General features: G+C 59.4%; 19 protein-coding genes. 8 read left to right on the top strand and 11 right to left on the bottom strand.

What is annotated here, in order from left to right:
* Positions 1–69: 69 nt before the first annotated feature.
* The 3 genes from clpB to rluD form a co-directional block, all read right to left on the bottom strand.
* The gene (clpB, locus tag V7747_RS08895) at positions 70–2,637 is read right to left on the bottom strand and encodes an ATP-dependent chaperone ClpB (protein ID WP_335615685.1); all 2,568 of its coding nucleotides are present in this window, start codon (positions 2,635–2,637) and stop codon (positions 70–72) included.
* A gap of 133 nt (positions 2,638–2,770) precedes the next feature.
* Positions 2,771–3,499 (bottom strand): peptidoglycan editing factor PgeF, encoded by a 729-nt coding sequence (gene pgeF / locus V7747_RS08890; protein ID WP_335615684.1) that lies wholly within the window; start codon positions 3,497–3,499, stop codon positions 2,771–2,773.
* The gene (rluD, locus tag V7747_RS08885) at positions 3,496–4,455 is read right to left on the bottom strand and encodes a 23S rRNA pseudouridine(1911/1915/1917) synthase RluD (protein ID WP_335615683.1); all 960 of its coding nucleotides are present in this window, start codon (positions 4,453–4,455) and stop codon (positions 3,496–3,498) included. Before rluD ends, pgeF begins: the two co-directional genes overlap by 4 nt.
* A gap of 179 nt (positions 4,456–4,634) precedes the next feature.
* Between rluD and V7747_RS08880 the strand changes: the two genes are divergently transcribed.
* Complete coding sequence (locus V7747_RS08880) at positions 4,635–5,624, top strand: outer membrane protein assembly factor BamD (RefSeq protein ID WP_335615682.1); 990 nt, start codon at positions 4,635–4,637, stop codon at positions 5,622–5,624.
* Positions 5,625–5,692: 68 nt separating this feature from the next.
* On the opposite strand, the gene V7747_RS08875 is transcribed toward V7747_RS08880, so the two are convergent.
* The gene (locus V7747_RS08875; RefSeq protein WP_335615681.1) at positions 5,693–7,324 is read right to left on the bottom strand and encodes an NAD+ synthase; all 1,632 of its coding nucleotides are present in this window, start codon (positions 7,322–7,324) and stop codon (positions 5,693–5,695) included.
* Positions 7,325–7,482: 158 nt separating this feature from the next.
* On the opposite strand from V7747_RS08875, the gene V7747_RS08870 reads away from it, so the two are divergent.
* Genes V7747_RS08870 through V7747_RS08860 form a run of 3 tightly spaced genes read left to right on the top strand, consistent with a single transcriptional unit; the run spans position 7,483 to position 10,682 of the window.
* On the top strand, positions 7,483–7,716 hold the full coding sequence (locus tag V7747_RS08870; RefSeq protein WP_335615680.1) for a PP0621 family protein: 234 nt from the start codon (positions 7,483–7,485) through the stop codon (positions 7,714–7,716).
* Complete coding sequence (locus V7747_RS08865) at positions 7,700–9,292, top strand: sensor histidine kinase (protein WP_335615679.1); 1,593 nt, start codon at positions 7,700–7,702, stop codon at positions 9,290–9,292. The genes V7747_RS08870 and V7747_RS08865 overlap by 17 nt, the downstream gene beginning before the upstream one ends.
* Before the next feature lie 46 nt (positions 9,293–9,338).
* A complete protein-coding gene (locus V7747_RS08860) occupies positions 9,339–10,682 on the top strand; it encodes a sigma-54-dependent transcriptional regulator (RefSeq protein WP_335615678.1) in 1,344 nt (447 codons plus the stop codon).
* On the opposite strand, the gene thiO is transcribed toward V7747_RS08860, so the two are convergent.
* The gene (thiO, locus tag V7747_RS08855) at positions 10,671–11,804 is read right to left on the bottom strand and encodes a glycine oxidase ThiO (protein ID WP_335615677.1); all 1,134 of its coding nucleotides are present in this window, start codon (positions 11,802–11,804) and stop codon (positions 10,671–10,673) included. The genes V7747_RS08860 and thiO overlap by 12 nt on opposite strands.
* 563 nt (positions 11,805–12,367) lie before the next feature.
* Here thiO and mqo point away from each other — a divergent pair.
* The gene (gene mqo, locus V7747_RS08850) at positions 12,368–13,861 is read left to right on the top strand and encodes a malate dehydrogenase (quinone) (protein WP_335615676.1); all 1,494 of its coding nucleotides are present in this window, start codon (positions 12,368–12,370) and stop codon (positions 13,859–13,861) included.
* Here the strand turns inward: mqo and V7747_RS08845 are convergent.
* The 6 genes from V7747_RS08845 to V7747_RS08820 all read right to left on the bottom strand — a co-directional run bounded on the left by V7747_RS08845 (position 13,846) and on the right by V7747_RS08820 (position 22,750).
* On the bottom strand, positions 13,846–14,916 hold the full coding sequence (locus V7747_RS08845; protein WP_335615675.1) for a M48 family metallopeptidase: 1,071 nt from the start codon (positions 14,914–14,916) through the stop codon (positions 13,846–13,848). The two genes, mqo and V7747_RS08845, sit on opposite strands and share 16 nt — an antisense overlap.
* On the bottom strand, positions 14,891–16,210 hold the full coding sequence (locus tag V7747_RS08840) for a YjgN family protein (protein WP_335615674.1): 1,320 nt from the start codon (positions 16,208–16,210) through the stop codon (positions 14,891–14,893). Before V7747_RS08840 ends, V7747_RS08845 begins: the two co-directional genes overlap by 26 nt.
* Before the next feature lie 126 nt (positions 16,211–16,336).
* A complete protein-coding gene (locus V7747_RS08835; protein ID WP_335615673.1) occupies positions 16,337–17,119 on the bottom strand; it encodes a substrate-binding periplasmic protein in 783 nt (260 codons plus the stop codon).
* 195 nt (positions 17,120–17,314) lie between these two features.
* Complete coding sequence (glyA, locus tag V7747_RS08830; protein WP_335615672.1) at positions 17,315–18,571, bottom strand: serine hydroxymethyltransferase; 1,257 nt, start codon at positions 18,569–18,571, stop codon at positions 17,315–17,317.
* 105 nt (positions 18,572–18,676) lie between these two features.
* Positions 18,677–22,546 carry a sensor domain-containing protein gene (locus V7747_RS08825; RefSeq protein WP_335615671.1) on the bottom strand — a complete coding sequence of 1,290 codons (3,870 nt, stop codon included), beginning with the start codon at positions 22,544–22,546 and terminating at the stop codon, positions 18,677–18,679.
* Positions 22,547–22,591: 45 nt separating this feature from the next.
* Positions 22,592–22,750 carry a hypothetical protein gene (locus V7747_RS08820; RefSeq protein WP_335615670.1) on the bottom strand — a complete coding sequence of 53 codons (159 nt, stop codon included), beginning with the start codon at positions 22,748–22,750 and terminating at the stop codon, positions 22,592–22,594.
* Between the two features lie 18 nt (positions 22,751–22,768).
* Here V7747_RS08820 and ettA point away from each other — a divergent pair, with 18 nt between their 5' ends.
* The 3 genes from ettA (at position 22,769) to V7747_RS08805 (ending at position 26,348) form a co-directional block, all read left to right on the top strand.
* On the top strand, positions 22,769–24,433 hold the full coding sequence (ettA, locus tag V7747_RS08815) for an energy-dependent translational throttle protein EttA (protein WP_335615669.1): 1,665 nt from the start codon (positions 22,769–22,771) through the stop codon (positions 24,431–24,433).
* A 163-nt stretch (positions 24,434–24,596) separates the two neighbouring features.
* On the top strand, positions 24,597–25,934 hold the full coding sequence (gene gdhA, locus V7747_RS08810; protein ID WP_335615668.1) for an NADP-specific glutamate dehydrogenase: 1,338 nt from the start codon (positions 24,597–24,599) through the stop codon (positions 25,932–25,934).
* A 57-nt stretch (positions 25,935–25,991) separates the two neighbouring features.
* Complete coding sequence (locus V7747_RS08805) at positions 25,992–26,348, top strand: PilZ domain-containing protein (protein WP_335615667.1); 357 nt, start codon at positions 25,992–25,994, stop codon at positions 26,346–26,348.
* Positions 26,349–26,548 lie beyond the last annotated feature (200 nt).

Genomic DNA, 26,548 nt, shown 5'->3' with positions numbered 1-26,548 from the left:
AGCCCCTTTTTTTGGTCGTACTATTTCCGTCGCTAGCCCCGAACGCATCCGCTTGTTCGAGGCCAGGCCTCAGTGGCTGAACACAAACTCGTCCCCTTCCACCTTGGCCTGGATGGTTTCGCCATGGGCAAAATCGCCAGCCAGGATACGCTGCGCCAACGGGTTTTCGATCCAGCGCTGAATCGCCCGCTTCAGCGGCCGTGCGCCGTAAACCGGGTCGTATCCCACGGCCACCAGTTTCTCCAATGCCTCGTCGGTCAACTGCAGATCCAGCTCACGCTCGGCCAGACGCTGGCGCAGACGGCCCATCTGAATCTCGGCGATACCGGCAATCTGCTCCTTGCCCAGCGGCTCAAACACCACCACTTCATCCACCCGGTTGATGAACTCCGGACGGAAGTGCTGTCCGAGTGCATCCATTACCGCCGCGTGTTGTGCTTCCGGATCACCCACCAGCTCCTGAATCTGCGCCGATCCCAGGTTGGAGGTCATCACGATCACCGTATTCCGGAAGTCGACCGTGCGGCCCTGGCTGTCGGTCAGACGGCCATCTTCCAATACCTGCAGCAGCACGTTGAACACATCCGGATGCGCCTTCTCGACCTCATCCATCAGGATCACCGAGTACGGCTTGCGGCGCACGGCCTCCGTCAGGTAACCGCCCTCCTCATAACCTACATAACCCGGGGGGGCGCCGATCAGGCGAGCCACGGAATGCTTCTCCATGAACTCGGACATATCAATGCGCACCATGGCCTCTTCGGTATCGAAGAGAAATTCAGCCAAGGCCTTGCACAGCTCGGTCTTGCCCACACCGGTAGGTCCAAGGAACATGAAGGAACCACTCGGCCGGTTCGGATCTGACAGGCCAGCGCGTGAGCGCCGCACCGCATTGGAAACCGCCACCACCGCCTCGTGCTGGCCGATTACGCGTTTATGCAGTGCATCCTCCATGCGCAGCAGCTTGTCGCGCTCGCCTTCGAGCATTTTCGACACCGGAATGCCGGTCCACTTGGAGACTACTTCGGCAATCTCCTCGTCGGTCACCTTGTTGCGCAGCAACTGGTTGTCCGGCTTGGTGTGCTGTTCAGCCATCTGCTGGCTACGCTCCAGGTCTGGGATAACGCCGTACTGCAGCTCGGCCATACGGTTCAGATCGCCCTTGCGGCGTGCCTGCTCCAGTTCGGCCTTGGCCTGCTCGATACGCTCCTGAATCTGCGCGGAACCCTGCACATCGGCTTTTTCCGCCTTCCAGATTTCTTCCAAGTCAGCGTATTCACGCTCCAGCTTGACGATGTCTTCTTTCAGCTTTTCCAGACGTTTGAGCGCCGCGTCGTCGTCTTCTTTCTTGAGCGCTTCACGCTCCACCTTGAGCTGAATCAGGCGGCGCTCCAGACGATCCAGCGCTTCAGGCTTGGAGTCGATCTCCATGCGGATACGGCTCGCGGCCTCGTCAATCAGGTCAATCGCCTTGTCCGGCAACTGACGGTCGGTAATGTAACGGTGCGACAGCTTGGCTGCGGCGATGATGGCGCCGTCGGTAATGGTGATCTTGTGGTGCACCTCGTAGCGCTCTTTCAAGCCGCGCAGGATCGCGATGGTGTCCTCTTCGCTCGGTTCATCTACCAGCACCTTTTGGAAACGGCGCTCCAGCGCGGCATCCTTCTCGATGTACTGACGGTACTCGTCGAGGGTGGTAGCGCCCACGCAGTGCAGTTCGCCACGCGCCAGGGCCGGCTTGAGCATATTGCCAGCATCCATGGAGCCTTCGGCCTTGCCGGCACCCACCATGGTGTGCAGCTCGTCGATAAACAGAATCACCCGCCCTTCCTGCTTGGACAGCTCATTCAGCACCGCCTTGAGACGCTCCTCGAACTCGCCACGGAATTTGGCGCCCGCAATCAGCGAGCCCATATCCAGTGACAGCAACCGCTTGTCTTTCAGACCATCAGGCACCTCGCCATTGATAATGCGCTGCGCCAGCCCTTCAACAATGGCGGTCTTGCCCACGCCGGGCTCGCCGATCAGGACCGGGTTGTTCTTGGTGCGACGCTGCAATACCTGAATGGTGCGGCGAATTTCGTCGTCTCGCCCAATCACCGGGTCCAGTTTGCCGTCCTCGGCCTTCTTGGTCAGGTCCACGGTGTACTTGTCCAGCGCCTGGCGCGACTCCTCGGCATTGGGATCGTTGACTGCTTCGCCACCGCGCAGGTTATTGATGGCATTTTCCAGAGCTTTCTTGGAGACGCCCTGCGCCAGTAGGATCTTGCCCGCGGCGGTCTTGTCATCCATGGCGGCCAGTAGAACCAGCTCGCTGGAGATGAACTGATCGCCGCGCTGCTGGGCCAGCCGGTCGGCTTGGTTGAGCAGGCGCGCCAGATCCGTGGACATACTCACGTCGCCGGTCGGATTGCTAACGGTGGCAAGCTTGTCGAGGGCAGTCCCCAACTCGCTGCGCAGCGTGTTGATATCGAAGCCTACTTGCATCAATAGCGGTTTGATGGAGCCCTGCTGCTGCTCAAGCAGAGCCACCAGCAGGTGCAACGTATCAATCTGGGAATGGTCGCGGCCCACGGCAAGCGATTGCGCGTCGGACAAGGCGACCTGTAGTTTGCTGGTCATACGGTCAATACGCATGTCATTCGTCCTGTATTAAAAGGCCCGATTCGACGCAACGAGACGGGCAAAGTCATTGTTCATGACAGGTTAATAAGGACGATTATCGCGCTTTCAAGGCAGCAGACCCTGATAAGGGTCAATTTTTTGTCACTTATGACAACCAGATCAATGACGCAAAACGTCCGGTCTGGCCATCGCGACGGTAGGAGAAGTAACGCGCGGGCTCGCTCACCGTGCACAAACCACCGCCATAGACCGCGGTTACGCCCGCCTTGGCCAGCCGCTGACGCGCCAGCTGATAGATGTCTGCCCGATAGTGGCCCGCTCGGCTGGCGGGTACAAAGGCGTCGGCAGCGTTGTCATCGGCCGTCACGAAGGCTTCGCGGACCTCAGGGCCAACTTCAAACTCTTGCGGCCCAATGGCCGGCCCAAGCCAGGCCATCAGGGCGTAGCCCGGGCTACCCATGCTGCTCACCGTCTGTTCCAGAATGCCGTCGAGCAAGCCGCGCCAGCCGGCATGAGCCGCCGCCACGCGGGTACCATCCTTATTGCACAAGAGTACCGGCAGGCAGTCGGCGGTCATTACGGTGCAGGCGATCTGCCGCTCGTTGGTCCAGCTGGCATCAGCCTCGGCCACCAAATGCGGGTCGGCCTTGCAAACCAGGGTGCTGTGGGTCTGGTTCAGCCAAGCCGGCGCGCAACCCAGCACGCGCTGCAGTTCGGCGCGGTTGGCTGCGACATGGGCTGGCTCATCGCCGACATGGGTGCCTAAGTTAAAGCCTTTCCAGGGTCCCTGACTGCAGCCACCGCGGCGGGTGGTGATGCAGGTGCGTACATTGGCAGGCGCTGGCCACTCGGCGCTGATCCACAATGAGCTCATTCGGCGATCTCACCATCCTCTTTCAACAACGCCAGCAATTGCTGCATGTCCGCAGGTAGCGGCACTTGCCATTGCATGGAGCGGCCATCAATTGGATGCATCAGTTCAAGCCGACGTGCATGTAGCGCCTGACGGGGAAACTCGCGCAGTTCGCGAATCAGCTCAGGGCTCGCGCCCGGCGGAATACGCAGACGCCCACCGTAGGTAGGATCACCAACCAACGGGAAGTAGATGTGACTCATGTGCACGCGAATCTGGTGAGTGCGGCCGGTCTCCAGCTTTACCTTTACGTGGGTGTGTGCACGGAAACGCTGGATCACCCGGTAATGGCTGATCGCCTGCTTGCCGCCAGCTACCACCGCCATTTTCTGCCGCTGGCTACCGTGTCGGGCAATCGGCTGATCAACCTTGCCGCCGGCGGTCATCACGCCGACCACCACACACTCATACTCCCGGCTGACACTGCGCGCCTGTAGCTGCGCCACCAGGTCGGTCTGCGCCTCGATGGTCTTGGCCACGACCATCAAGCCGGTGGTGTCCTTGTCGAGCCGGTGTACGATGCCCGCACGCGGCACCTTGGCCAGCTCGGGCGCATGGTGCAACAACGCGTTCAGCAGCGTGCCGTCCTGATGCCCCGCCGCAGGGTGCACTACCAGGCCTGCCGGCTTGTTGATCACCAACAGGGCGTCATCTTCATAGAGGATATCCAGCGCGATGGCTTCAGGCTGCCAATCACCCTGGACTTCACGTTCGGCATCCAGCGTCAGCTGTTCGCCGCCGTAGACGGTGTCGCGGGTACGTTTCTGCTCGCCATCCACCAGTAAGCTGCCGTCCTTGATCCAGCCCTGCAGCCGAGAACGCGAGTGGTCGGGGAACAATTGTGCCGCCACCTGGTCTAGCCGTTGACCACCCGACTCGGGACTTACCTGTGCAGACAAAAGAATACGATCGGACATGCGGAGCTCACTGGATGGCGCGGGGGACGTAGAAGCAGATGCAATCCCTTTTGGTTTCGCCTCTGCGCTGTGGTTAAATACGGCTTTTCCCGGTTTGCCGGGACTGCTGCACAAGCCCCAACTATAACAGGACGGCTGCTGTGGAAACAGCGTGGTGCCGCCCATTCGGATGTCATGATATGTCGCTGAAACATCTCCTGCTGGTCGGCCTGCTCGCCTTTGTCGCCGCCTGTTCTTCCAACAAGCCGGTCATTGACGAGTCGCTCAGCGAATCTGAGCTGTACCGCAAGGCGCAAACCGATCTGGATGCGGAAAACTACGCACCGGCCATCGAGACTCTGCGTGCGCTGGAATCACGCTATCCCTTCGGTCGCTATGCCGACCAGGCACAGCTGGAACTGATCTACGCCTACTACCAAAATCTTGAAGCCGAGGCCGCCACCGCCTCTGCCGACCGCTTCATCCGCTTGCACCCGCAACATCCGAATGTTGATTACGCCTATTACGTACGCGGCTTGGCGTCCTTCACGCGCGACCAGGGCATTTTCGAGCGCTTTCTGCCGCTCGACATGACCCGCCGTGACCCCGGCGCTGCGCGGGATTCGTTCAACGATTTTGCCCAACTGATCAACCGCTACCCCAATAGCCAGTATGCGCCCGATGCACGCAAGCGCATGGTTTACCTGCGCAACCTGCTGGCCGACTACGACGCCCACGTGGGCCACTACTACCTCAAACGCGGTGCCTACCTGGCCGCCGCCAACCGTGGCCGTTACATTGTCGAGAACTACCAGCAAACTCCAGCGGTCGGTAATGGCCTGGCACTGATGGTAGCCGGCTACGACCGTTTGGCCATGTACGACCTGGCCGACAGTGCGCTGGAAACGCTGAAGCTCAACTACCCGGAGCACCCTGCCCTGGTTGATGGCAAGTTCAAGCATCACGTAGAGCCAAGCCAGCCGGAAATGAACTGGATGGAGTCCATGTCGGTCAGCGCTCTGGACGCCGTTACCGCGCCGCCGCCGCGCACCGCCAAGACGCAAATGGAGCGCCAGATGGACCGCGAGTACCAGGACGCCGTCGCCGCACTGCCCCGCGAGGTTCGTGTGCATGGTGAAGAAGGTCGCCGGTCATTCTGGAACCGCATTACCTTCGGCCTGATCGACTGATCGGTCCAAGCACAAAAAAGCCCGCATCGAGCGGGCTTTTTTGTGCTTCACCACTTTTCACGCCTTACTCAGTCGTCCATCGCCCAACCGGAGGTGATCGGATAACGCCGATCACGACCAAAGCCACGCTGGGTTACTCGTGCGCCCACGGCGGCCTGGCGCCGTTTGTACTCGTTAAGGTCCACAAGCCGCACTACGCGCTTGACCACGTCTTCCTCAAAACCCGCGGCAATAATGGCACTGGCCGACAGGTCGTGCTCGATGTACAGACGCAGAATTTCGTCCAGCTCCGGATAGGCAGGCAACGAATCCTCGTCTTTCTGATCAGGCGCCAGCTCGGCGGAAGGCGGACGATCAATCACCCGCTGCGGAATCACCGGATCCAGAGTGTTACGGTATTCTGCCAAGCGGAAAACCAGTGTTTTGGGTACATCCTTGAGCACATCGAAGCCGCCGGCCATATCGCCATACAGGGTCGCGTAACCCACCGCCATCTCACTCTTGTTGCCGGTAGTCAGTACCAGTGCGCCGGTCTTGTTCGACAAAGCCATCAACAAGGTGCCACGGCAGCGCGCCTGCAGGTTCTCTTCGGTGGTATCGCGTGGCAGACCGGCAAACACTGGTTCCAGCGTAGTCATGAACGCCTCCACCATGGGCGCAATGGGCAGCACCCGGTAGGTAACGTGCTGCGCCCTGGCTTGGGCTTCCGCATCCTCCAGACTCATGCCAGAGGTGTAGTGATAAGGCATCATCACCGCCTCCACCCGCTCGGCCCCCAGTGCATCCACAGCGACCGCCAGCGTCAGCGCCGAGTCAATACCACCAGACAATCCCAACACCACGCCCTTGAAGCCGTTCTTGTTGACGTAATCCCGCACACCCATGACCAGCGCCTGATAAACGCTGGCTTCCAGTTCGGGCATTGCCGCAAGCCCGCCCTGGCGCAATTTGACCGTAGCCTCATCAAACAGCACATCGACCGCGTGCAAGCCCTCATCAAAGGCGCCGGCCCTGCAGGCGACGTGCCCAGCGCTACCGACTGCAACAGAGCCACCGTCGAACACCAATTCATCCTGACCACCGACCTGGTTGACATAGATGATCGGCATGCCGCCCTCCTGCGCTCGCTCACCCAGCATGGCCTCACGCGCCAGCTGCTTCTCCATATGGAAAGGCGAGGCGTTCAGATTAAGCATCAAGCGGCCGCCCGCCGCACGGGCCGAAGCCATCGGCTGCGGATGCCAGATGTCTTCACAGATACTGAGGGCCACCGGCAGTCCGTCGATTTCAATCACACAGGCGCCCTCGCCCTCAGTGAAATAGCGCTTTTCATCAAATACACGGTAGTTGGGCAACTGCTGTTTGGCATATGACGCGAGTATCTGACCGTCAGCGATGACCGCGGCCTTGTTGTAGCACAGGCCTGCGTCCTGCCACGGATACCCGACAACCAGATAAATGCCGCGCACCTCGTCACACAGGCGCTGCAGCGCACGCTCAACCCGAGCCTGCATGCTGGAGCGCAGCAGCAAGTCTTCCGGCGGGTAGCCACACAGCGACAGTTCGGGGAAAACAATCACTCGTGCACCCAGCTCGTCACGCGCATGGCTGGCGGCTTCGATAATGCGCTCCAAGTTGCCGGGGATATCACCGACCCGCATATTCAGCTGGGCCATTACGATGCGCAAAGTAGCTGCCATCTTCACTCTCCTGACTCATATTGCCGCCTATTGTCCGGCATGCACCGCAGGCTCGCAATCGCCGCGTCGACGCGGCGGTGGCATAGCCCACGGCGACACTTTGGCTGCGCCAGTCAATGGGCTACACTGAGGCACTTTCATTTCGCATAGCAGTGGTCATGGGCCTGATAAAACTCATCATTCTCGGCGTGCTGGCCTGGCTAGCCATCACCCTCTGGCGGCGAGCCCAGCTCACCCGGCAACGCAACACAACCTCCGCAACAAAGCCAGACCAGGCGCCCGTCATGGTCCGCTGCGCGCACTGCCAGGTGCATCTGCCGCAGGATCGGGCGTTGCGCGCCCACGACAGCTGGTATTGCTGCGCGGAGCATCGCGATGTCAGACCTGACTGAGCAGCAGATAGACTCGCAACGCCCGCGCATTCTGCGCCTGTACAACCTTTACCGTGTCATTCTCGGCTTTGGCCTGACCCTGCTGACCAATTCGGTGCTGCGCGATGGCCTGCTTGAGCTCAGCAATCCTGTGATCTACGAGAAAGCCAGCTGGATCTATCTGTTCATCAACGTGCTGATTGCCCTGCTGCTGCACCGTGGCCGCCGCGATTTGCATGTATTTCTGGTCACCCTCGCCGATATCGGCTTGCTCGGCGTGATCTTCTTCGCCGCTGGCGGCGTCGGCAGTGGCTTTGGCAACCTGCTGATTATTCCAGTGGCCATTGGCAACATTTTGCTGCACGGTCGCATCGGACTGCTGCTGCCGGCCCTGGCCAGTATCGGGCTGATTTATCTGACGTTCTTTCTCAGCCTGACGCACCCCTATATCGGACAGAGCTATCTGCAGGTTGGCGTACTGGGCTGCATCTACTTTGCCGTCGCACTCTTCGTCCAGCGCTTCAGCCGTCGGCTGTACCTGTCGGAAACCCTCGCGCAGCAACAGGCCGCCAGCCTCGCCAGCCTCGAGCAGCTCAATCAACTGATTATTCAACGCATGCGCACCGGCATCATCGTGGTGGGGCCCGATAACCGCATCATCACCGGCAACGAGGCCAGCGCACAGATGCTGGCCCGGCCGATTCAGGCCGGCCCGGCACTGGACAAACTGGTACCCGAGCTGGATCAGCGCCTGCAGCAGTGGCGGCGCAATCCATCAAGCCGCTCCACCTCGTTCCACAGCCATAGCGGCAGCGCAGAGATTTTGGCCAACTTCAAACCCCTGGGTGGCAGCGGCGACAAGACCATACTGATTTTCCTCGACGACAATACCGAAGTAGCTCAGCAGGCGCAGCAACTCAAGCTGGCCTCGCTCGGGCGCCTCACCGCCAGTATTGCCCACGAAATACGCAATCCACTGGGCGCAATCAGTCATGCCGCCCAACTGCTCAACGAGTCCGATCAGCTATGCAAGCAGGACGTGCGCCTGACCGAAATCATTCAGCAGCATTCCCAGCGCATGAACCGCGTGATTGAAACCGTACTGGAACTCTCGCGACGTCGGCCGAGCGAGCCGCAGTTGGTTGACCTGGCGCTCTGGACATCCGGCTTTCTCAGCGACTTTCGCGCTGCCAACCCACCCACCGACATCATTGAGTGCGAGATAGAGAAAGAGGGCATACTGACCCGTATCGACCCCAACCAGATGACCCAAGTACTCAATAACCTCTGCCAGAACGCATTGCGTTACAGTGGCAGCCCCGGGAGTGAGCGAACCATCTACCTGAAGCTCTATGAGGATGGCATCAGCCAGTTGCCTACACTGGAAGTCATTGACTATGGCCCCGGCGTGGCGGATGAGCATGTGGGGCATATCTTCGAGCCGTTTTATACCACCGAGGCCAGCGGCACCGGACTAGGGCTGTACATCTCGCGCGAACTGAGCGAAAGCAATCAGGCACGGCTGGAGTACGAGGCGGCCAGTCCGACCGGCAGCTGCATGCGCATCACCTTCGCGCATCCAAAACGCTTGGTATGATGAACGCGAAAACTCTATCTGACTGCAGGGAGCACCGCCGGCTGACATGAGCAAGCCCACCGTATTGATCATCGATGACGAGCCCGACATCCTTGAGCTACTGGACATGACGCTCGGGCGAATGGATGTTGACACCCAGAGTGCGTCCAGCATGGGCGAGGCACTCTCGTTGCTGCGTAAAAATCACTATGCGCTCTGCTTGACCGATATGCGCCTGCCTGATGGTGACGGCATGAGCATTGTTCGCCATATTCAACAGCACCATGCCTGCACGCCGGTCGCGATGATTACCGCGTACGGCAGCCTCGACACCGCCATCAATGCACTCAAGGCAGGCGCCTTCGACTTTCTGACCAAACCGGTTGACCTGCAACGCCTGCGTGAACTGGTCAGCAGCGCCCTGAAACTCAATAAAGCCGATGAACGGGTAGAAGAGGCGAGCGAGGACCCGCTACTGGGGATTTCTCCGCCCATCGACCGCCTGCGCCTGCAGATAGGCAAGCTGGCACGCAGCCAGGCGCCGCTGTATATCAGCGGCGAGTCGGGCAGTGGTAAGGAGCTGGTGGCCCGCCGTATTCATGCACTCGGCCCGAGAGCAGAACAGCCTTTTGTGCCGGTGAACTGCGGCGCCATCCCGTCAGAATTGATGGAAAGCGAGTTTTTTGGTCATCGCAAAGGAAGCTTCACCGGCGCCGTCGCTGACAAGCCGGGACTGTTTCAGGCAGCCAATCACGGCACCCTGTTTCTTGACGAGGTCGCCGATCTACCCATAGCCATGCAGGTCAAGCTGCTGCGCGCCATTCAGGAGAAGGCCGTAAGGCCCCTGGGCACCCAGAAGGAAGAGCCCGTCGACGTAAGACTGCTCTGCGCGACACACAAGGATTTGGCTAATGAGGTGGCCGAAGGCCGCTTCCGCCAGGATCTGTTTTACCGCATCAACGTCATCGAGCTACAGGTACCACCGCTTCGCGAGCGGCGTGAAGACTTGCCGCTTTTGACCCGCCACATTCTGGGCAAACTCGCGAAGCGTAACGGGCTTCCCGTGCCGCAGGTGTCTGAAAAAGGCATGGAGCTGCTGTGCAACTACCGCTTCCCTGGCAACGTACGCGAGCTGGAAAATGCGCTCGAGCGCGCCTTCACCCTATGCGAAAACCAGCGTATCGAAGCGGCAGACCTGCACCTCTCAGGCTGCCCTGCCTCCGGTAGCGACGAGAATACCGATTTCAGCCAGATCGACCATTTGGAAGACTTTCTCGACAACATTGAGCGTCAGGCCATTACCCAGGCACTGGAAGAAACCCGCTGGAACAAAACAGCGGCCGCCAAGCGGCTTGGTCTGACCTTCCGCTCTTTGCGCTATCGGCTAAAAAAACTGGGGCTAGACGATTAAGTCAGTCTGCTTGTCGCCACTCGCCACGGATTGAATTCGGCCAGCCGGCAGGTAGGGCTGCGGGTCCAGCGCAGGTTCGCGTTGCAGCAACAGATCAGCCAACAAACGGCAGGACGCCGGCGCCAATACCAGCCCGTTGCGGTAATGCCCCGCGTTGAGCCACAAACCATCTAAACCGGGCACCGGTCCTATGTAAGGCACACCCTCAGGGGAGCCTGGCCGCAGCCCGGCCCACTGCGCCACCGGTGCCATCGCCGCCAGATCCGGCAACAGGGCTTCGGCCGACTGCCGCAACGACTGCAGCGCCTCGGCAGTGGTGCGTTTATCGTATTGCGCGTGCTCCAGCGTACTGCCGATCAGGATATGACCATCCTGGCGCGGTATCGCATAGCGTCCTTCGTGCAACACCACCGACTGCAGCCAACCGGGCTCGCGCTTGTACAGCAGCATCTGGCCTTTAACCGGCTCCACCGGCACACTGATCCCTGCGTGCATCAACCAATCACCGGTCCAGGCGCCGGTCGCCACCACTACCGCGTCAGCCCGGTGTTCAGCAGTGGCTGTTCGCACCCCGACCACCCGTGCGCCCTCAAGCAGCAGTCCAGCGGCGGGGCTATGCTCATGCAAGTCAAACTCAGCAAACTGCAGCAAACGCGCGCGCAGCGCCTTCAGCAGCCGGGGGTTGCGCAGGTTAGCCAGATCCGCTTGCCACAGGGCACCTTGGTACCCGCTGGCCAGCTGCGGCACACGCTGATAGATAAAATCATTGCTTACCTCGGTCAGCGGCTGCTGGTGCGTCTTGGCCCAGGCCAGCGCCTGTTGACGTTCCGCGTGATCCAGCCACAACAAGCCGCAGGGCTCTACCTGAGCATCAATGCCGGTCTCCGCCAGCAGCTGCGCAGCCAGGGTCGGATAAAAGCCCTGCGACCAGTTCGCCAGCGCACGTACCGGCTCCTCGTAGCGCCACGGGTACAGGGGTGAAACGATGCCACCGCCCGCCCATGATGCCTCACGCCCACATACACCACGCTCCAGCAGGGTGACCCTGCAGCCCGCGGCAAGCAAGTTCAGTGCACTCAGGCACCCCATGACACCCCCACCCACCACCACGAAATCTTGCATCAATACCCCTCGAACAAATACATAAGCGACTCACCAGACCCGTTACCCGGATTGTCGAGCGTACAGCTTAACCAGACGGGGTCGATTGCGCTGGGTCAATTAGGCCTGCGGAACCAGGGTATCCGGGCACGGGGAGACGGCTCGAACAAGCACCGGCGCGGCTCAAGCACCTCTGCTCTGGTGTTCCAACCAGCGTCTGTGTTCAAGACAGACTGCCGATTTGGCGTCATTGCCACCGCTTTGATTCTGTCACCGGCCCGATTTAACCGGTATGATAACGCCTCTCTGAACTACTCCAATGGCCGATCACCGTCAGTCCATTGAGCCCTGGCAGCTTATACCCCGGAGCGCCATCGTTGACCAGTCAGCCTCTAGACTGTTCAGCCTGCTGCCGCCACGCCAGGGCTTTCGGAGCAAGCAGCACACCGCTTGACGTGCTCTCGATGCCAGCCAAAAGCCTTGGTCGAGAACAAGCCCGTTTGCTAGCCGCCCCGACATTGGCCAGTATGATCACTGGAGAGCTCAAGAGGCTCCTTGATTTTTACCAAAGAGGCGACATGTTAATGACAGCAAGAAATGTAGATGTATTGCTGGTCGGTGGTGGTGTCATGAGCGCTACGCTAGGGATGTTGCTCAAACAGCTGGATCCGGCGATGACCATTACCCTGGTCGAGCGTCTGGACCACGTTGCTCACGAAAGTACCGACGGCTGGAACAACGCCGGTACCGGTCACGCCGGCTATTGTGAGCTGAACTACACTCCACAGGACGCAGCGGGCAACATCGCCATCGACCGCGCCCTGGCCATCAACGCATCATTTGAAGTAACCCTGCAGTTCTGGACCTATCTGGTCGAGCAAGGCATCCTGCCCAAAGCATCCGACTTCATCAATACAACTCCACACCAAAGCTTTGTTTGGGGCCAAAAGGATGTCGAATTCCTGCGCAAACGCCATGAATTGCTGAGCAATCATCACTTGTTTGCGGAAATGAAATACAGCGACTCCGCCGACACACTGCGCGAATGGATGCCACTGGTGATGTCCAGCCGGGATGCGAATCAGCCCATCGCCGCGACCCGCGTCGAGCATGGCTCCGACGTCGACTTCGGCTCTCTCACGCGCAAGTTGGTCGAGCATCTCAAGCAGCAGGACGGTTTCGATCTGTGCCTGAAGCACTCGGTGAAAAGCCTGCGAAAGAGCAAGAAAGGGCATTGGCGTGTCAATGTTGAAGACGACAGCAGCGGCGAAGACAAAACCTTCAACGCCAAGTTCGTCTTCCTTGGCGCTGGCGGTGGCTCGTTGCCATTGCTGCAGAAGTCCCAGATCGACGAAAGCCAGGGCTACGGCGGCTTCCCTGTGAGCGGACAGTGGCTGGTCTGCAAAGAACCAGAAGTGGTCAAGCGTCACAGCTCGAAGGTGTATGGCAAGGCCCCGGTCGGCGCTCCTCCGATGTCGGTTCCGCATCTGGATACGCGCATCATCAACGGTCAGCCGGCACTGCTGTTTGGCCCTTTTGCTGGCTTCACCACCAAGTTCCTGAAGAAAGGCTCGGTGTTTGATCTGTTTTCCTCAGTCAAACCCTACAACCTGGCACCGATGATGGCAGTCGGACGAGACAACATGGATCTGACCAAGTATCTGATTGCCGAGTCGTTCCAATCGCACAAAGACAGAGTCGAGTCGCTGCGCAACTTCTTCCCCGATGCTCAGGAAAAGAACTGGGAGTTGCAGAACGCGGGCATGCGCGTACAAATCATCAAGAAAGACGCCAAGGGTCACGGCAAGCTGGAATTCGGTACCGAGATTGTGGCGGCCAAGGACGGTACTCTGGCCGCACTGCTGGGTGCATCGCCGGGCGCGTCTACTGCCGTACAGGCGATGATCGATGTACTCGAGCGCTGCTTCAAGGATCGCATTGCCAGCCCCGAGTGGCAGGCACGCATGAAGGAACTGGTACCCTCCTATGGCCAGTCGCTGATCGATGATGCGGAGCTGCTCAAGCGGGTGCGTAGCCGCACCCTGAGCACGCTGGGCTTGGGTCAGTCAGGAGTCTGAAAACGCTGAATGCGTTCAGGCGTCGGCGGGTGGGTAGACAGGAAACTGTCTAACCTGCTCGCCGCGGCGCCACCCTCCTCTTCTTTCGTCGCCGGCGGATCCAGTCGCGTCATGATGTCCGCAAAGCGCTGTGGCGCTATTCCCTGCTGCCGCAAAAAGGCCAGCGCAAAGTCATCTGCTTCGGTCTCCATACCACGTTGATAACTCAGATTCGCCAACAACGAGGGTAGCCCCACGGTGATATCGGATGCCGCCGAGATATCCCCAGTCAGCGAGACCATCACAAACACCAGTAATGAGCTCTGCACCACGTTGCGCAAACCGTGGCGGTGTATGACGTGCCCGACCTCGTGCGCCAGTACAGCAGCCAGCTCTTCATCATGTTGGGCCAGCGCAACCATCTCATCAGTAAATACCAGGTGCCCACCGGGCAGCGCAAAGGCATTGGCACCCAGGTCGTCGGATGCGCGAAAGTGCAATTGCAGTGGATGCTTGGGGTAGGCTTGCTGCATGGCGCGCAAATAAGGCGCCATCGCGGTCAGGACCTCCTGCTGGCGCCCCTCACTCAGATCGCTGGGTTCGGTCCAAAAGCTGTCCAGCGCCTCCAGCGACTGCTCACCCAGATGGCGTTCCAACTCCACCGGCAACGCATGGGCAATCTGGTTCGACAGCCAGGGAACGCCGTAAACCACACCCAGCCAGGAGAAGACCAATACCGCCACCAGACTGCAGACGATCAGTCTGGGGCTGACTTCCAAGCGTTGCAGCCAGCTAGCGCTGCCGGAACGCTTGAGCGCAAGGGACAAGCCCTGCAAGCCCGGCACATCCAGCGACTCCAGCACAGCACCATCGGCCAAGTGCAGATAGCTGCTGGCCTTGCCGACCTGCACGCCAAGACGCACCTGATCAGCGCTGTACCGGCGTGTCTCGCCTGACACTTCAAGGTGCAACTGGTCGCCCACTACACTGGCACAAGCCGCACGACCGCCACTGGACTGCCCATCAAAAAAACGCCCGGCAACCCGCGGGTCAGACAAGGGATATACCCACGTCAAACACGTCACCCAACTCCAGACCGACGGCACCGGCATGCTGCGCCTGCCCCGCCACAAAGCCATCCAGATCCCCGTGAATGAGCATCTGCGTGCAGCGGGCACGATAACGCGCCATACGCACCTTGGCCCAAGGCGTATAAAAGCCGAGAGTGAGCATTATCAGTGCGCTGTTGCTGAGATAGATCCAGAGCATGCGTCGCTTGCCCAACTGCGACTCGAAACCATGGGACTCCAGCGTGGTGGCATTCATCACCAGGTTGTGGATGCCTGCCAGCAGGTACCCGAAGAGCGCCAGATAGCCCACGATCGCCAACACGAACGCCAGTGCCTCATGCACCACTTCCCCCAATAGCGCTCCCAGCGCTGCACATCCGAGCAAAACGCCAAGCATCCGCAGAAACAGCATGTACACCGCACCAACGGAAAGATTGAGATTGAATTCACTGGCACCGAAACGCATGTTACCAACCAAAAAGTGGTACCAGCGCTGTGCGGAGAACGGGATAAGCAGACCCAGACTGAGGATCGCGAGCAATGGCCAGAGGTAGATCACCTGCACCGCCTGCCAGTATCCGCCGGTGTAATCAAAGCGGATATTGCGATAGGCGCTGTTGATCGCATGAAACTTGAGTGATCGCGCGATGATCCAAGGCAGCAAAGGGACAAAAAGCACCAACAGGCCCATCGCGACCAGCGGAAAGAAGCTGGACGCCACAGACCAGATTACCAACGCAACCAGCGCTACCAACCGACCACGGAAGATCACCCACGGATCCGCCAGATACTGAAAACTGGTGTCCTCCAACAGCGTGTGGCCGTAGAAATACTGCAGGTTGCGCACCTTGGCCCAAGGCGCGTAGAAGCCAAGTGTGACGATCAGCAGCAGAATATTGACGATCCAAATACCGAAATACTCGCCGCCATCACCGGTAAAACGGATGCGCGAGGACCGCCGACCAGAAGCAGAAGCAGAAGTTTTACCCACATAAGGTGGTGCAGACGAAGCAGTATCCGCGATAACAGGTTCACGGCGCGAAGGTGCAACCGCCATCACCTGCTCGGTCTCGCTCTCCGCAACCACCTCGGTGATCAAACCTGCCGCCTGCAGACGCTGGCGGTAACGCTCAGCCTTGGCCGCGTCAAGATTGCTCTTGATGGTAACCTGACGACCTGTCAGCAGCGACTGCACCTGCCGCTCATCAAACCCCAAGCGCAGCAGTTCGCCGCGCACCGCCGGTTCTTCCATGCCCGGCACCAGCTCACCCTTGAAGACCACTTTGAAACTGTCTGACATCACTATCCCTTCCCTTGGAAAACACTCCTGCCGCACCGACCAATAGCAAAAGGCCAATACGCAAAATTTGCGCTATTCAATCAAGCAGCAGATATCCGCGCAAGCCTCTGCGAACAACTTTGTGCATTACTGCCGAGTTATATCGAGTTCTTCGCCGCGCGCCTGCAAACGGTCATACGCGAGGTCAAGCTGCTGCACCAGCTCAGCTGCGCCCGGCGTACGTCGTGATACCACCAGGCGCATCGACTGCTCCGCTACCGTCAGGTGCGGCAACATCTCGATATTCAACTGCTTGGTTACGGCTTCAACCTGCGCCCGGTAATCCAGAAGATAGTCGCCGCGACCACGCAACAGCATGCGCACCGCGCCAATGTGCGAGCTACCACTGTGGAAGGTGAGATCCAGCGAAGGATCATCCAGGGTACGCATCAATTGCGCCGTGTAGGTGTAATTGGTGATCAGGATTACCCGTTTGCCCTTGATACCCTGCGGCCACTGTGGTGCAGCGCTGCCGGGCGGGTAATACAGGTTGATACCAACCACCCCCAGGGGGCGCTGTGTAAGCAGCGTGAAGGCCTCAAGACCAGGCTTGTTAACGATGCCAGGCCAGACGTGCACGCTGCCATCTTCCAGCCCCTTCCAGATACGCGCTGCCGGCAGGATGCGCACGTCATAAGGGACGCCAGCCTCAACCATCAGCTTCTTGAGCAAGGTTACCGTACGGCCGCTGACCTCACCCGCCTCGTTGACCTCTGAGTAGCCGGGGAAATGCATGATAGCGACCTGCAACGGGTCGCGCGTCACCCTCTGGGACTGCACTTCAGCCTGCGCCGCTTCCTGCGCGTGCAGCAACGGCATGTCGGCAGCCAGCAATGCCAACGATGTCATCAAGCAGGCCAGCAGCCTCATGCGATACATTCCTATTGTCTTTTTACTCAGACTAGACCGACGCCCTTTCCATGTCATGCGTTGCCGCCGGCCAATGGCAGAAACGTCATTAAAACAACGCCAAATATTAAACCAGTTACCATGTGGTTGGCGACAGCCCATAAAAAAGCCCTCCGGACCCAGGTCGTGGAGGGCTTTTTTCAGCAAGCGGTGGTATCAGTCACCGTAAACCGGCAAACGTCCACAGATCTGCTTGACCTGGTCACGCACCCGATCGATTACCGACTCATCACCCATGTTGTCGAGAATATCGCAGATCCAGCCAGCCAATGCCTGGCAGTCCGCCTCGACGAAACCACGCGTGGTGACAGCCGGCGTGCCGATGCGCAGGCCAGAGGTCACAAAGGGAGAGCGCGGGTCGTTCGGCACGGCGTTCTTGTTGACGGTAATAAAGGCGCGCCCCAGGGCCGCGTCTGCATCCTTACCGGTGATGTCTTGCTTGATCAGCGACAGCAGAAACAAGTGGTTCTCGGTACCGCCCGACACCACGTCAAAACCGCGCTCGATAAACACCGCAGCCATCGCCTTGGCGTTCTTCACCACCTGCTGCTGGTAGCTCTTGAACTCCGGGCTCATGGCTTCCTTGAAGCAGATCGCCTTGGCCGCGATCACGTGCATCAGCGGGCCACCCTGACCGCCGGGGAACACGGCAGAGTTCAGCTTCTTCTCCAGCGCTTCGTTGGCGCGCGCCAGAATCAGACCGCCGCGCGGTCCGCGCAGGGTCTTGTGGGTTGTAGTGGTAACCACATCGGCAAAGGGCACCGGGTTCGGGTAAACGCCTGCAGCAACCAGACCGGCCACGTGAGCCATGTCGACAAACAGGTATGCCCCGACCTTGTCGGCAATCGCCCGGAAACGAGCGAAATCCAGTACCTGAGAGTAGGCCGAGAAGCCAGCGATGATCATCTTCGGCTTGTGCTCAAGCGCCAACGCTTCAACTTCGTCGTAATCGATCAAACCGGTGTCGGTGTTGATGCCGTACTGCACGGCATTGTAATGCTTGCCGGAGAAGTTGACGGTGGCGCCGTGGGTCAGGTGACCGCCGTGCGCCAGACTCATGCCCAGCACGGTGTCGCCCGGGGTAAGCAGCGCCTGAAACACGGCACTGTTTGCCTGCGAGCCGGCATGCGGCTGCACGTTGGCGTAATCGGCACCAAACAGCGCCTTGGCTCGGTCGATGGCCAGCTGTTCCGCCACGTCAACGTACTCACAACCGCCGTAGTAGCGCTTGCCCGGGTAACCTTCAGCGTACTTGTTGGTCAGTACCGAGCCCTGCGCCTGCATTACCGCGGGGCTGGTGTAGTTTTCCGAAGCAATCAGTTCAATGTGCTCTTCCTGACGCACGGCTTCCTGCTGCATGGCTGCCCAAAGGTCGGCATCGTATGTGGCTATATCGTTGGAACGGCTAAACATGTAACGGCCCCCTGCTAGGTCGTTCAGAAACAAAAGAGGCGCGCATTTTAACGCAAGCAACGCCAACTGGCACTTGAAAAGCATTCAGGCGACGGCAAAAAGCGCTCATTCAATTGGCCGCAGCCAGTGCCGCTCGAACACGCCAGCCTCCACCGGGCGCCCCAAATGGAAGCCTTGCACTTCATCGCAACCAAACCTGCCCACCAAACGATACTGCTCCTCGGTTTCGATTCCCTCGGCAATCACCCGCAGCTGTAGACTGCGGCCCATCGCTATAATAGCTTCGGCCAGCCGCGCATCCCGGGTATCGGGCTTCATGGCGTGAATAAAACCACGATCAATTTTGAGCGTATCAATCGGGAAGTCCTTGAGATAATTGAGAGCCGAATAACCGGTGCCGAAGTCATCAATGGCAATATGCACCCCCTTATCCTTCAATCGGTTCAGAGTGCTCATGGTCTGCTCCAGATTGCGCAAGAGGATGCTTTCGGTGAGTTCCAGCTCCAACACCTGTGGCGGCAGCCCGTAACGCTCCAGCGTTCCGGATATCTGCTCCACCAACTGCCCGTCATCAAACTGCATGGCAGACAAGTTGACCGCCATTCGGGGCATGGTGAAACCACTCATGCGCCACTGGGCAAGCTGCTGGCAGGCTTGATCCAGCACCCATTCACCGAGCACTCGAATCAGGCCCAGCTCTTCGGCGATCGGAATAAAGTCAGCCGGTGACACCGCGCCACGCTCGGGGTCGTCCCAACGCAGCAGAACCTCAGCGCCGGTCAGGCGACCATTGCGACAGCTGAATTGCGGCTGATACACCAGATGAAAGGCCCGTTCATGGACCGCCCGGCGCAGGTCGTTTTCCAAGCCCAGGCGCTCCAGCGCCCGGGCGTTCATTTCACTCTGATAGAACTGGAAGGTGTCCTTGCCCATGGCCTTGGCGTGATACATGGCGGTATCGGCATTCTTCAGCAGCAAACTGCTTTCTTCGCCATCCTGCGGTGACAACGCAATACCAATACTGGCACTGACAAAGAACTCGCGCTCCTGCAGCACAAAGGCGGGGCCAAGCGCCAGCAAGACCTTCTCGGCCACATGCATACACGCTGATAGTGCGGCATCGTGATCGCTGAGACTGGTCAGCAGGACGGTAAACTCATCGCCCCCCATGCGCGCGACCGTATCGCTCTCGCGCACACAGCGACGCAGTCGCCGCGCAACGTCTTTCAAGACACTATCACCGGCGGCGTGGCCAAGGCTGTCGTTGATCGGTTTAAAGCGATCCAGATCCAGAAACAGCACGGCAACCCACTCGCCACGCCTGGTCGCCAGCTGCAACGCCGCCTGCAGGCGATCCTGAAACAGCGTGCGGTTGGGCAGTCCGGTCAGCACATCGTAATAGGCCAAACTTTGAATCCGCGCTTCGGAAGCCTTGCGCTCACTGATATCGACGAAGAAGCAGACGTAACTGACCAGATCACCGTCGCTATCCTGCACCGCAGTAATGCCGGCCCAGCTGGGAAACGCCTCGCCGTCCTTGCGCTGCTGCCAGATTTCGCCTTCCCAGCGGCCCTGCTGCTCAAGGGACGCCATGACTTCCTGATAAAAGGTTGCTTCGTGCAGCCGGGCAGTCAACACGGTAGGCCGTTGATCGATAATTTCATCGCTGCGGTACCCGGTGATGCGAGTAAAGTTCTCGTTCACCTGTACGATGTAACCCGCCGGATCGGTTACCAGCACCGCGCCGGTGGTGTTCTCGAAGACCGTCGCCGCCATGCGCAAACGGTTCTCGGTACGGCGCTGCTCGGTGATATCGCGGGCAACGCCCAGTAACCCGAGGAAACGTCCCTGTTCGTTCCACATCAGCGAGACGCGGGTTTCCAGCGGGCACTTACGCCCATCGGCCTTGATCGCATCCGAGACGATCTGCCGGTGAAAGCCGCGCTTGCGCAGGACCTTGGCTTTTTCCGCGCTGTACACCTGGGATCTCAGTTCCCGCGCTATATCACGCATGAACTCGACGTAACGGTCACCGACAATGATCTCGTCCGAGCCATGCTGTAGCAGATAATCCGCGCTGTAACCCAGCACGTGTTGCGCCGAGGGGCTGATGAAATCGGTATTAAACTCACTATCAGTTGACCAGATGATGTCACTGATATTTTCAGCCATCAGCCGGTAACGCGCTTCGGAGCGCTGGATATCCTGCCGCGCCAGCGTTTGAGCATGGGCATCACGCACAAACCCGATGACCTGTTCGACGCTGCCATCGGCAGCGCGCTTGAACACCCGTGAACGAATGCTGAACCAGCGCCAACCGGTATCCTTGTGGCGCCAGCGCACACGCCACTCCAGTACGCGATTGTCGGACAACACCAGCTGCAGGCGCCGGTTTACCTCCATGTACTCCAGATCGTCCGGATGCAGCAGGCGCGTCCGGTAATTGTCGCCCATGGCTTCCTCTTCCTCTGCGCTATAACCCAAAAGCGTAGCGAGGGAGCGGTTACTGAAGAAAAACTGATCAGCGCCCATCTTGTGAATATCGCGGATGTAGACCAAGTCCGGCAGAGAGCGCACCACCGAGGCCCAGAACTGCTCGCGCTCGCGCATGGCCAGCTCGATTCGCCGGCGCTCTGTCAGGTCGGTGATACTGAGCGTCACCGCGTGCAACTCGTCAATTTCACGCGGTAGGCGCATAACCATCCATAAGTAGCGCAGTTCGCCGTCCGCGCCCTGTACCGGCGTTTCCAGCTCCACACGCGTATCCGAATTGACCAGCGCCAGAATCAGACGGTATCGCGCGCCGCCCGGCCGCACGTATTGCTCGCCGCGCAACAGGGTGATGAGCCGTTCCAGCGACGCCACCTGCAACAGGTCGAGGGTAACTTGGTTGGCCTCAAGCAGATTGATGGTCGACAGTAGCTCGCCATGACGCTGCGGGTTATCCGCCAGCCAGTTGTCCAACGCCGCCTTGTCATGCAGCCCATTGCGCATGATGAAGGATTTCAGCCCCGAGAGATCCGCCAGGCACAGAGCCATATCGACGCCGCGGAATACGTCCAGATAGCGCCGTTCACTGTCCTGCATGTGGCGGAACGACTGAGCCGTACGCGCCCGCAACTGCTGGTTGGAGCGCCGTTGTCGCAACAGCAGCCAAAGCACCAACAGCAGCACCAGCAGTGAGCCGAACAACAGCAGCATGCGTTTGAGCAACAGGTGCCCCAACTGACGGTGGTAATAATCCGCGTCTACCAGACCGCGCACCTGCCAGAGCGTACCCGGTACCGGCGCACTGACCACTACCCGCTCCCGCTCCTGCGCCGACATCGGCGCATTGCCTGAGTACACCAGGCGGTCTTCCAGGCGCCGCGCAAGCACGCGACTGCGCCCGGCATCTTCCAATAACCAAACGTAACCCAAGGCGCCGCGTGAAGACACTAACGACGCGAGTGCGCGTCCGTCCAGCGTCAGCACCCAATAGCGCCCCGGGGTTGCACTGGCGAGCGTCCAGAACAACTGGTTTTTTTCAAGGTCAGAATCAAGCCCGAAAGACTCGCCCCCAAGCGCCAGACGACGAGCGGTTTGCTGCCAGGGCGAAATCGCCTGCGTGCCAGGGCCGTCCAAATGCAACGCACGCACATCAAGTACTCCCGGCAACAGGTCCTGCACTACCTGCAGTGAGCCGGTGCCCGGTTCAGGGGATTGATAATCGAGTACGCGCCGCAGGGCGGTGGAGGTAACGACCAGATTAAGCGCCATCTGGTCCGCGGTCAGCCAGACGCTTTCCTCTACTTGAATTTGATGTTGCCGTTTGAGTGCCAGATAGTCAGCCCAGGACTGCCAGCCCAGCAGCGCCAGCACCAATACGCCTGCAGCGGCGATCAGGAAATAGCCTATTCGCACCGATTGGGATTGGGCGGAGCCGGCGGTAGCGTTCTCGGCGGGCCATTGCGATTCACTGTTATTATTATTCAATATGATCACTTGTCTTAAAGTCAGGATATAAAGCGGTTTATCACCTCAATTCCCTTGAGCCTGGCTGCCGGTATTCCCCAATACGCCGTCAGCCCCGACCACCATCGGCCGGTGTTTGCCCTTGAAGGCCAGTTGGGCTAGCCTTGCCTGCAATTTCGCCGCCGCAGCCAGCTGTTGCGCGACGAAGCGTTTTCTACTCCCCATTCAACAGGTTCTGCCCCCATGGCTCAATATGTTTATAGCATGCATCGGGTTGGGAAAGTCGTCCCCCCGAAGCGTCAGATTCTGAAAGATATCTCCCTGTCCTTTTTCCCCGGCGCCAAGATCGGCGTACTCGGCCTCAACGGTGCAGGTAAATCCACCTTGCTGCGCATCATGGCCGGTGTTGATACCGAGATCGAGGGTGAAGCCCGTCCGATGCCCGGTATCAAGGTAGGTTATCTGCCGCAGGAGCCACAACTTGACGCCGACAAGAGCGTCAGAGACATCGTTGAAGAGGCCGTAGGCGAAATCAAGGCTGCGCAGGCGCGCTTGGACGAGGTTTATGCTGCCTACGCCGAGCCCGACGCCGACTTCGACGCGCTGGCTGCCGAACAGGGCAAACTGGAAGCCATTCTGCAGGCCGCTGACGGCCACAACCTGGAGCGGCAACTGGAAGTGGCCGCGGACGCACTGCGTCTGCCACCTTGGGATGCCAAGATCGAGCACCTTTCCGGCGGCGAGAAGCGCCGCGTAGCCCTGTGCCGTCTGCTTCTTTCCGCACCCGACATGCTGCTGCTAGACGAACCCACCAACCATTTGGACGCGGACTCCGTTGCCTGGCTGGAGCAGTTCTTGCACAACTTCCCCGGGACCGTAGTGGCCATTACCCACGACCGCTATTTCCTCGACAACGTGGCTGGCTGGATCCTCGAGCTCGACCGTGGCCAGGGTATTCCCTTTGAAGGCAACTACTCGCAGTGGCTCGAATCCAAGGCCGCTCGCCTGAGTACCGAAGCCAAACAGGAAGCCTCCCACGCCAAGGCTATGAAAGCCGAGCTGGAGTGGGTACGCCAGGGCGCCAAGGGCCGTCAGGCCAAGTCCAAGGCTCGTCTGCAGCGCTTTGAAGAACTGCAGTCGCAGGAATTCCAGAAACGCAGCGAAACCAATGAGATCTACATCCCGGCTGGTCCACGCCTGGGCGACAAGGTCATCGAATTCAATGGCGTAAGCAAAGGTTACGGTGACCGCGTACTGATCGACAACCTGTCCTTCAGCGTACCCAAGGGCGCAATTGTCGGCGTGATCGGGGGTAACGGTGCGGGTAAGTCCACGCTGTTCCGCATGATTACCGGCAAGGAGCAGCCCGACAGCGGTGCTATCGACATCGGCGAAACCGTCGAAATCGCCAGCGTTGATCAGAGCCGCGACGATCTGGACGGTAGCAAGACCGTGTGGGAGCAGGTATCCGACGGCTTCGACATGATCAAGGTCGGTAACTATGAAGTGCCGTCCCGTGGTTACGTGGGGCGCTTCAATTTCAAGGGCTCTGATCAACAGAAGTTCGTCAAGGACCTGTCCGGTGGTGAGCGCGGCCGTCTGCACCTGGCCTTGACTCTGAAGCGCGGCGCCAACGTGCTGCTGCTCGACGAACCTTCCAACGACCTGGACGTGGAAACCTTGCGCGCACTGGAAGAAGCGCTGCTGGACTTCCCCGGCTCAGCGATCGTCATCTCGCACGATCGCTGGTTCCTTGACCGCATCGCTACGCATATCCTCGCCTATGAGGACGATTCCCAGGTGGTATTCTTCGACGGCAACTACACCGAGTACGAAGCCGACCGCAAGAAACGCCTTGGCGAAGCCGCTGCGCAGCCGCACCGCGTGCGCTACAAAAAGCTGGCCTGATACCAGGCAGCAGGAAAGGCGGCCCTCGGGCCGCTTTTTTTTGCGCCTATTTTTTACGCCTTGTTACACATTGCACCAAAATGACGCAATGCATCATTTATGTGCAAAGCGCGCTTTGCTAGATTCGACGCCTTTCGCTCGATTTCAAGGATAGCTCGCACCGATGACCGATACCCTCGACAATTGCCTCGCCCACCTCAAGCGCCGCGATCCGGACCAGCCGGAATTCCATCAAGCCGCCGAAGAGGTACTTGGCAGTCTATGGCCCTTCCTTGAGGCCAACCCAAAATACCTGAACAACGGCATCATCGAGCGACTGATTGAGCCTGAGCGCGTCATCATGTTCCGCGTACCTTGGGTCGACGATCACGGCCAGGTACGCGTCAATCGTGGCTACCGCATCCAGATGAACAGTGCAATTGGCCCTTACAAGGGCGGCCTGCGCTTTCATCCCTCGGTCAACCTTGGCGTACTCAAATTCCTGGCGTTCGAGCAGGTATTCAAGAACGCTCTGACCTCACTGCCAATGGGCGGCGGCAAGGGCGGCGCCGACTTCGACCCCAAAGGCAAGAGCGACGGCGAGACCATGCGCTTCTGCCAGTCGTTCATGACCGAGTTGTCACGGCATATTGGCGCCGACCTGGATATCCCTGCTGGCGACATTGGCGTCGGTGCCCGTGAGATCGGTTACCTGTATGGCCAGTACAAGCGCTTGCGCAACGAGTTCACCTCGGTGCTGACCGGCAAGGGCATCAGTTATGGCGGCAGCCTGATCCGTCCCGAGGCCACCGGGTATGGCTGCGTGTACTTTGCCGAACAGATGCTCAAGCAGCGTGACCAACAAATTGACGGCAAGCGGGTGGCCATTTCCGGCTCGGGGAACGTCGCTCAGTACGCCGCACAGAAAGTTCTGGAGCTAGGCGGACGGGTTGTCTCTGTCTCCGACTCCGGGGGCACCCTGTACTATCCAGACGGCATGACTCAGGCCCAGTGGGACGCACTGATGGCCTTGAAGAACGAGCAGCGTGGACGCCTGGAATCGTTGCATGGCGATGGTTGCGAATTCATCGTCGGTCAGCGCCCTTGGCATTTGTCCTGCGACATTGCACTGCCCTGCGCAACCCAGAACGAGCTGGACGCCGAGGATGCTCGCCAGTTAATCGACAACGGCTGTATTGCGGTCGCCGAGGGCGCCAACATGCCGTGCACCCTAGAAGCGGTAGACCTGTTTCAGGAGCATCGAATTCTGTTTGCGCCGGGCAAAGCCGCCAACGCGGGTGGCGTTGCCGTAAGCGGTCTGGAAATGAGCCAGAACGCCATGCGCCTGCACTGGAGCGCTGGCGAGGTCGACGAGAAGCTGCATTGCATCATGCAATCCATTCACGCCGCCTGTGAGCGTTATGGCAGAGAAGAAGATGGCCACATCAACTACGTCAAGGGCGCCAACATCGCCGGCTTCGTCAAGGTCGCCGACGCAATGCTGGCCCAGGGCGTGGTGTAAGCAACAAAAAGCGCTATAGTGAGGGCATCGATGACCACAACACCCAGGAGCCATCGGATGCACGATGACAGACGGCGCTTCAGCCGCATTCCATTCGATGCCCAGACCATGCTGCAACAGGACGGCTGGTGCGTCGCTGCACAATTAGTCGACATATCCCTACGTGGCCTGCTGGTCATGCAGCCAGACAGCTGGGACCCCACGCATGCGCAGGCACCTTTTATTGCGATCATCGAGTTGTCCGAAGGCAGCCAGATCCGCATGGAAGTCACCCTCGCTCACGCCGAGGAAAACCTGCTCGGCTTTCAGTGCGAACATATTGACCTGGACTCAATCAGCCACCTGCGTCGGCTGGTTGCCCTGAATCTGGGTGACGAAGCGATGCTGGAGCGGGAGTTGGCGGCCTTGCTATGACCTGCCGCGCCATCGCGGCGCTGGAAGCTGGAAGCTGGAAGCTGGAAGCTGGAAGCTGGAAGCATCATCAGAATGAACTTTGAACAAACCGGGTCAAACAGATAAAAAACCGTACCTGAAATGCCCCGGACTACACCCGACTATAGGGACGCGACATGTCGCGTCCCTTATCAGCACACCGCTACTTTCACGGCTGGCGG

The sequence above is a fragment of the Halopseudomonas sp. genome (assembly GCF_036960865.1).
GTDB lineage: Bacteria > Pseudomonadota > Gammaproteobacteria > Pseudomonadales > Pseudomonadaceae > Halopseudomonas.
Note: the sequence above shows the minus strand (reverse complement) of the source record. Positions and strands in the feature narration are given on the sequence as shown.

Coding starts and splice junctions, on each gene's coding strand:
- clpB (WP_335615685.1), bottom strand. CDS start 2,637: ATGCGTATTGACCGTATGACCAGCAAACTACAGGTCGCCTTGTCCGAC.
- pgeF (WP_335615684.1), bottom strand. CDS start 3,499: ATGAGCTCATTGTGGATCAGCGCCGAGTGGCCAGCGCCTGCCAATGTA.
- rluD (WP_335615683.1), bottom strand. CDS start 4,455: ATGTCCGATCGTATTCTTTTGTCTGCACAGGTAAGTCCCGAGTCGGGT.
- V7747_RS08880 (WP_335615682.1), top strand. CDS start 4,635: ATGTCGCTGAAACATCTCCTGCTGGTCGGCCTGCTCGCCTTTGTCGCC.
- V7747_RS08875 (WP_335615681.1), bottom strand. CDS start 7,324: ATGGCAGCTACTTTGCGCATCGTAATGGCCCAGCTGAATATGCGGGTC.
- V7747_RS08870 (WP_335615680.1), top strand. CDS start 7,483: ATGGGCCTGATAAAACTCATCATTCTCGGCGTGCTGGCCTGGCTAGCC.
- V7747_RS08865 (WP_335615679.1), top strand. CDS start 7,700: ATGTCAGACCTGACTGAGCAGCAGATAGACTCGCAACGCCCGCGCATT.
- V7747_RS08860 (WP_335615678.1), top strand. CDS start 9,339: ATGAGCAAGCCCACCGTATTGATCATCGATGACGAGCCCGACATCCTT.
- thiO (WP_335615677.1), bottom strand. CDS start 11,804: ATGCAAGATTTCGTGGTGGTGGGTGGGGGTGTCATGGGGTGCCTGAGT.
- mqo (WP_335615676.1), top strand. CDS start 12,368: ATGACAGCAAGAAATGTAGATGTATTGCTGGTCGGTGGTGGTGTCATG.
- V7747_RS08840 (WP_335615674.1), bottom strand. CDS start 16,210: ATGTCAGACAGTTTCAAAGTGGTCTTCAAGGGTGAGCTGGTGCCGGGC.
- V7747_RS08835 (WP_335615673.1), bottom strand. CDS start 17,119: ATGAGGCTGCTGGCCTGCTTGATGACATCGTTGGCATTGCTGGCTGCC.
- glyA (WP_335615672.1), bottom strand. CDS start 18,571: ATGTTTAGCCGTTCCAACGATATAGCCACATACGATGCCGACCTTTGG.
- V7747_RS08820 (WP_335615670.1), bottom strand. CDS start 22,750: ATGGGGAGTAGAAAACGCTTCGTCGCGCAACAGCTGGCTGCGGCGGCG.
- ettA (WP_335615669.1), top strand. CDS start 22,769: ATGGCTCAATATGTTTATAGCATGCATCGGGTTGGGAAAGTCGTCCCC.
- gdhA (WP_335615668.1), top strand. CDS start 24,597: ATGACCGATACCCTCGACAATTGCCTCGCCCACCTCAAGCGCCGCGAT.
- V7747_RS08805 (WP_335615667.1), top strand. CDS start 25,992: ATGCACGATGACAGACGGCGCTTCAGCCGCATTCCATTCGATGCCCAG.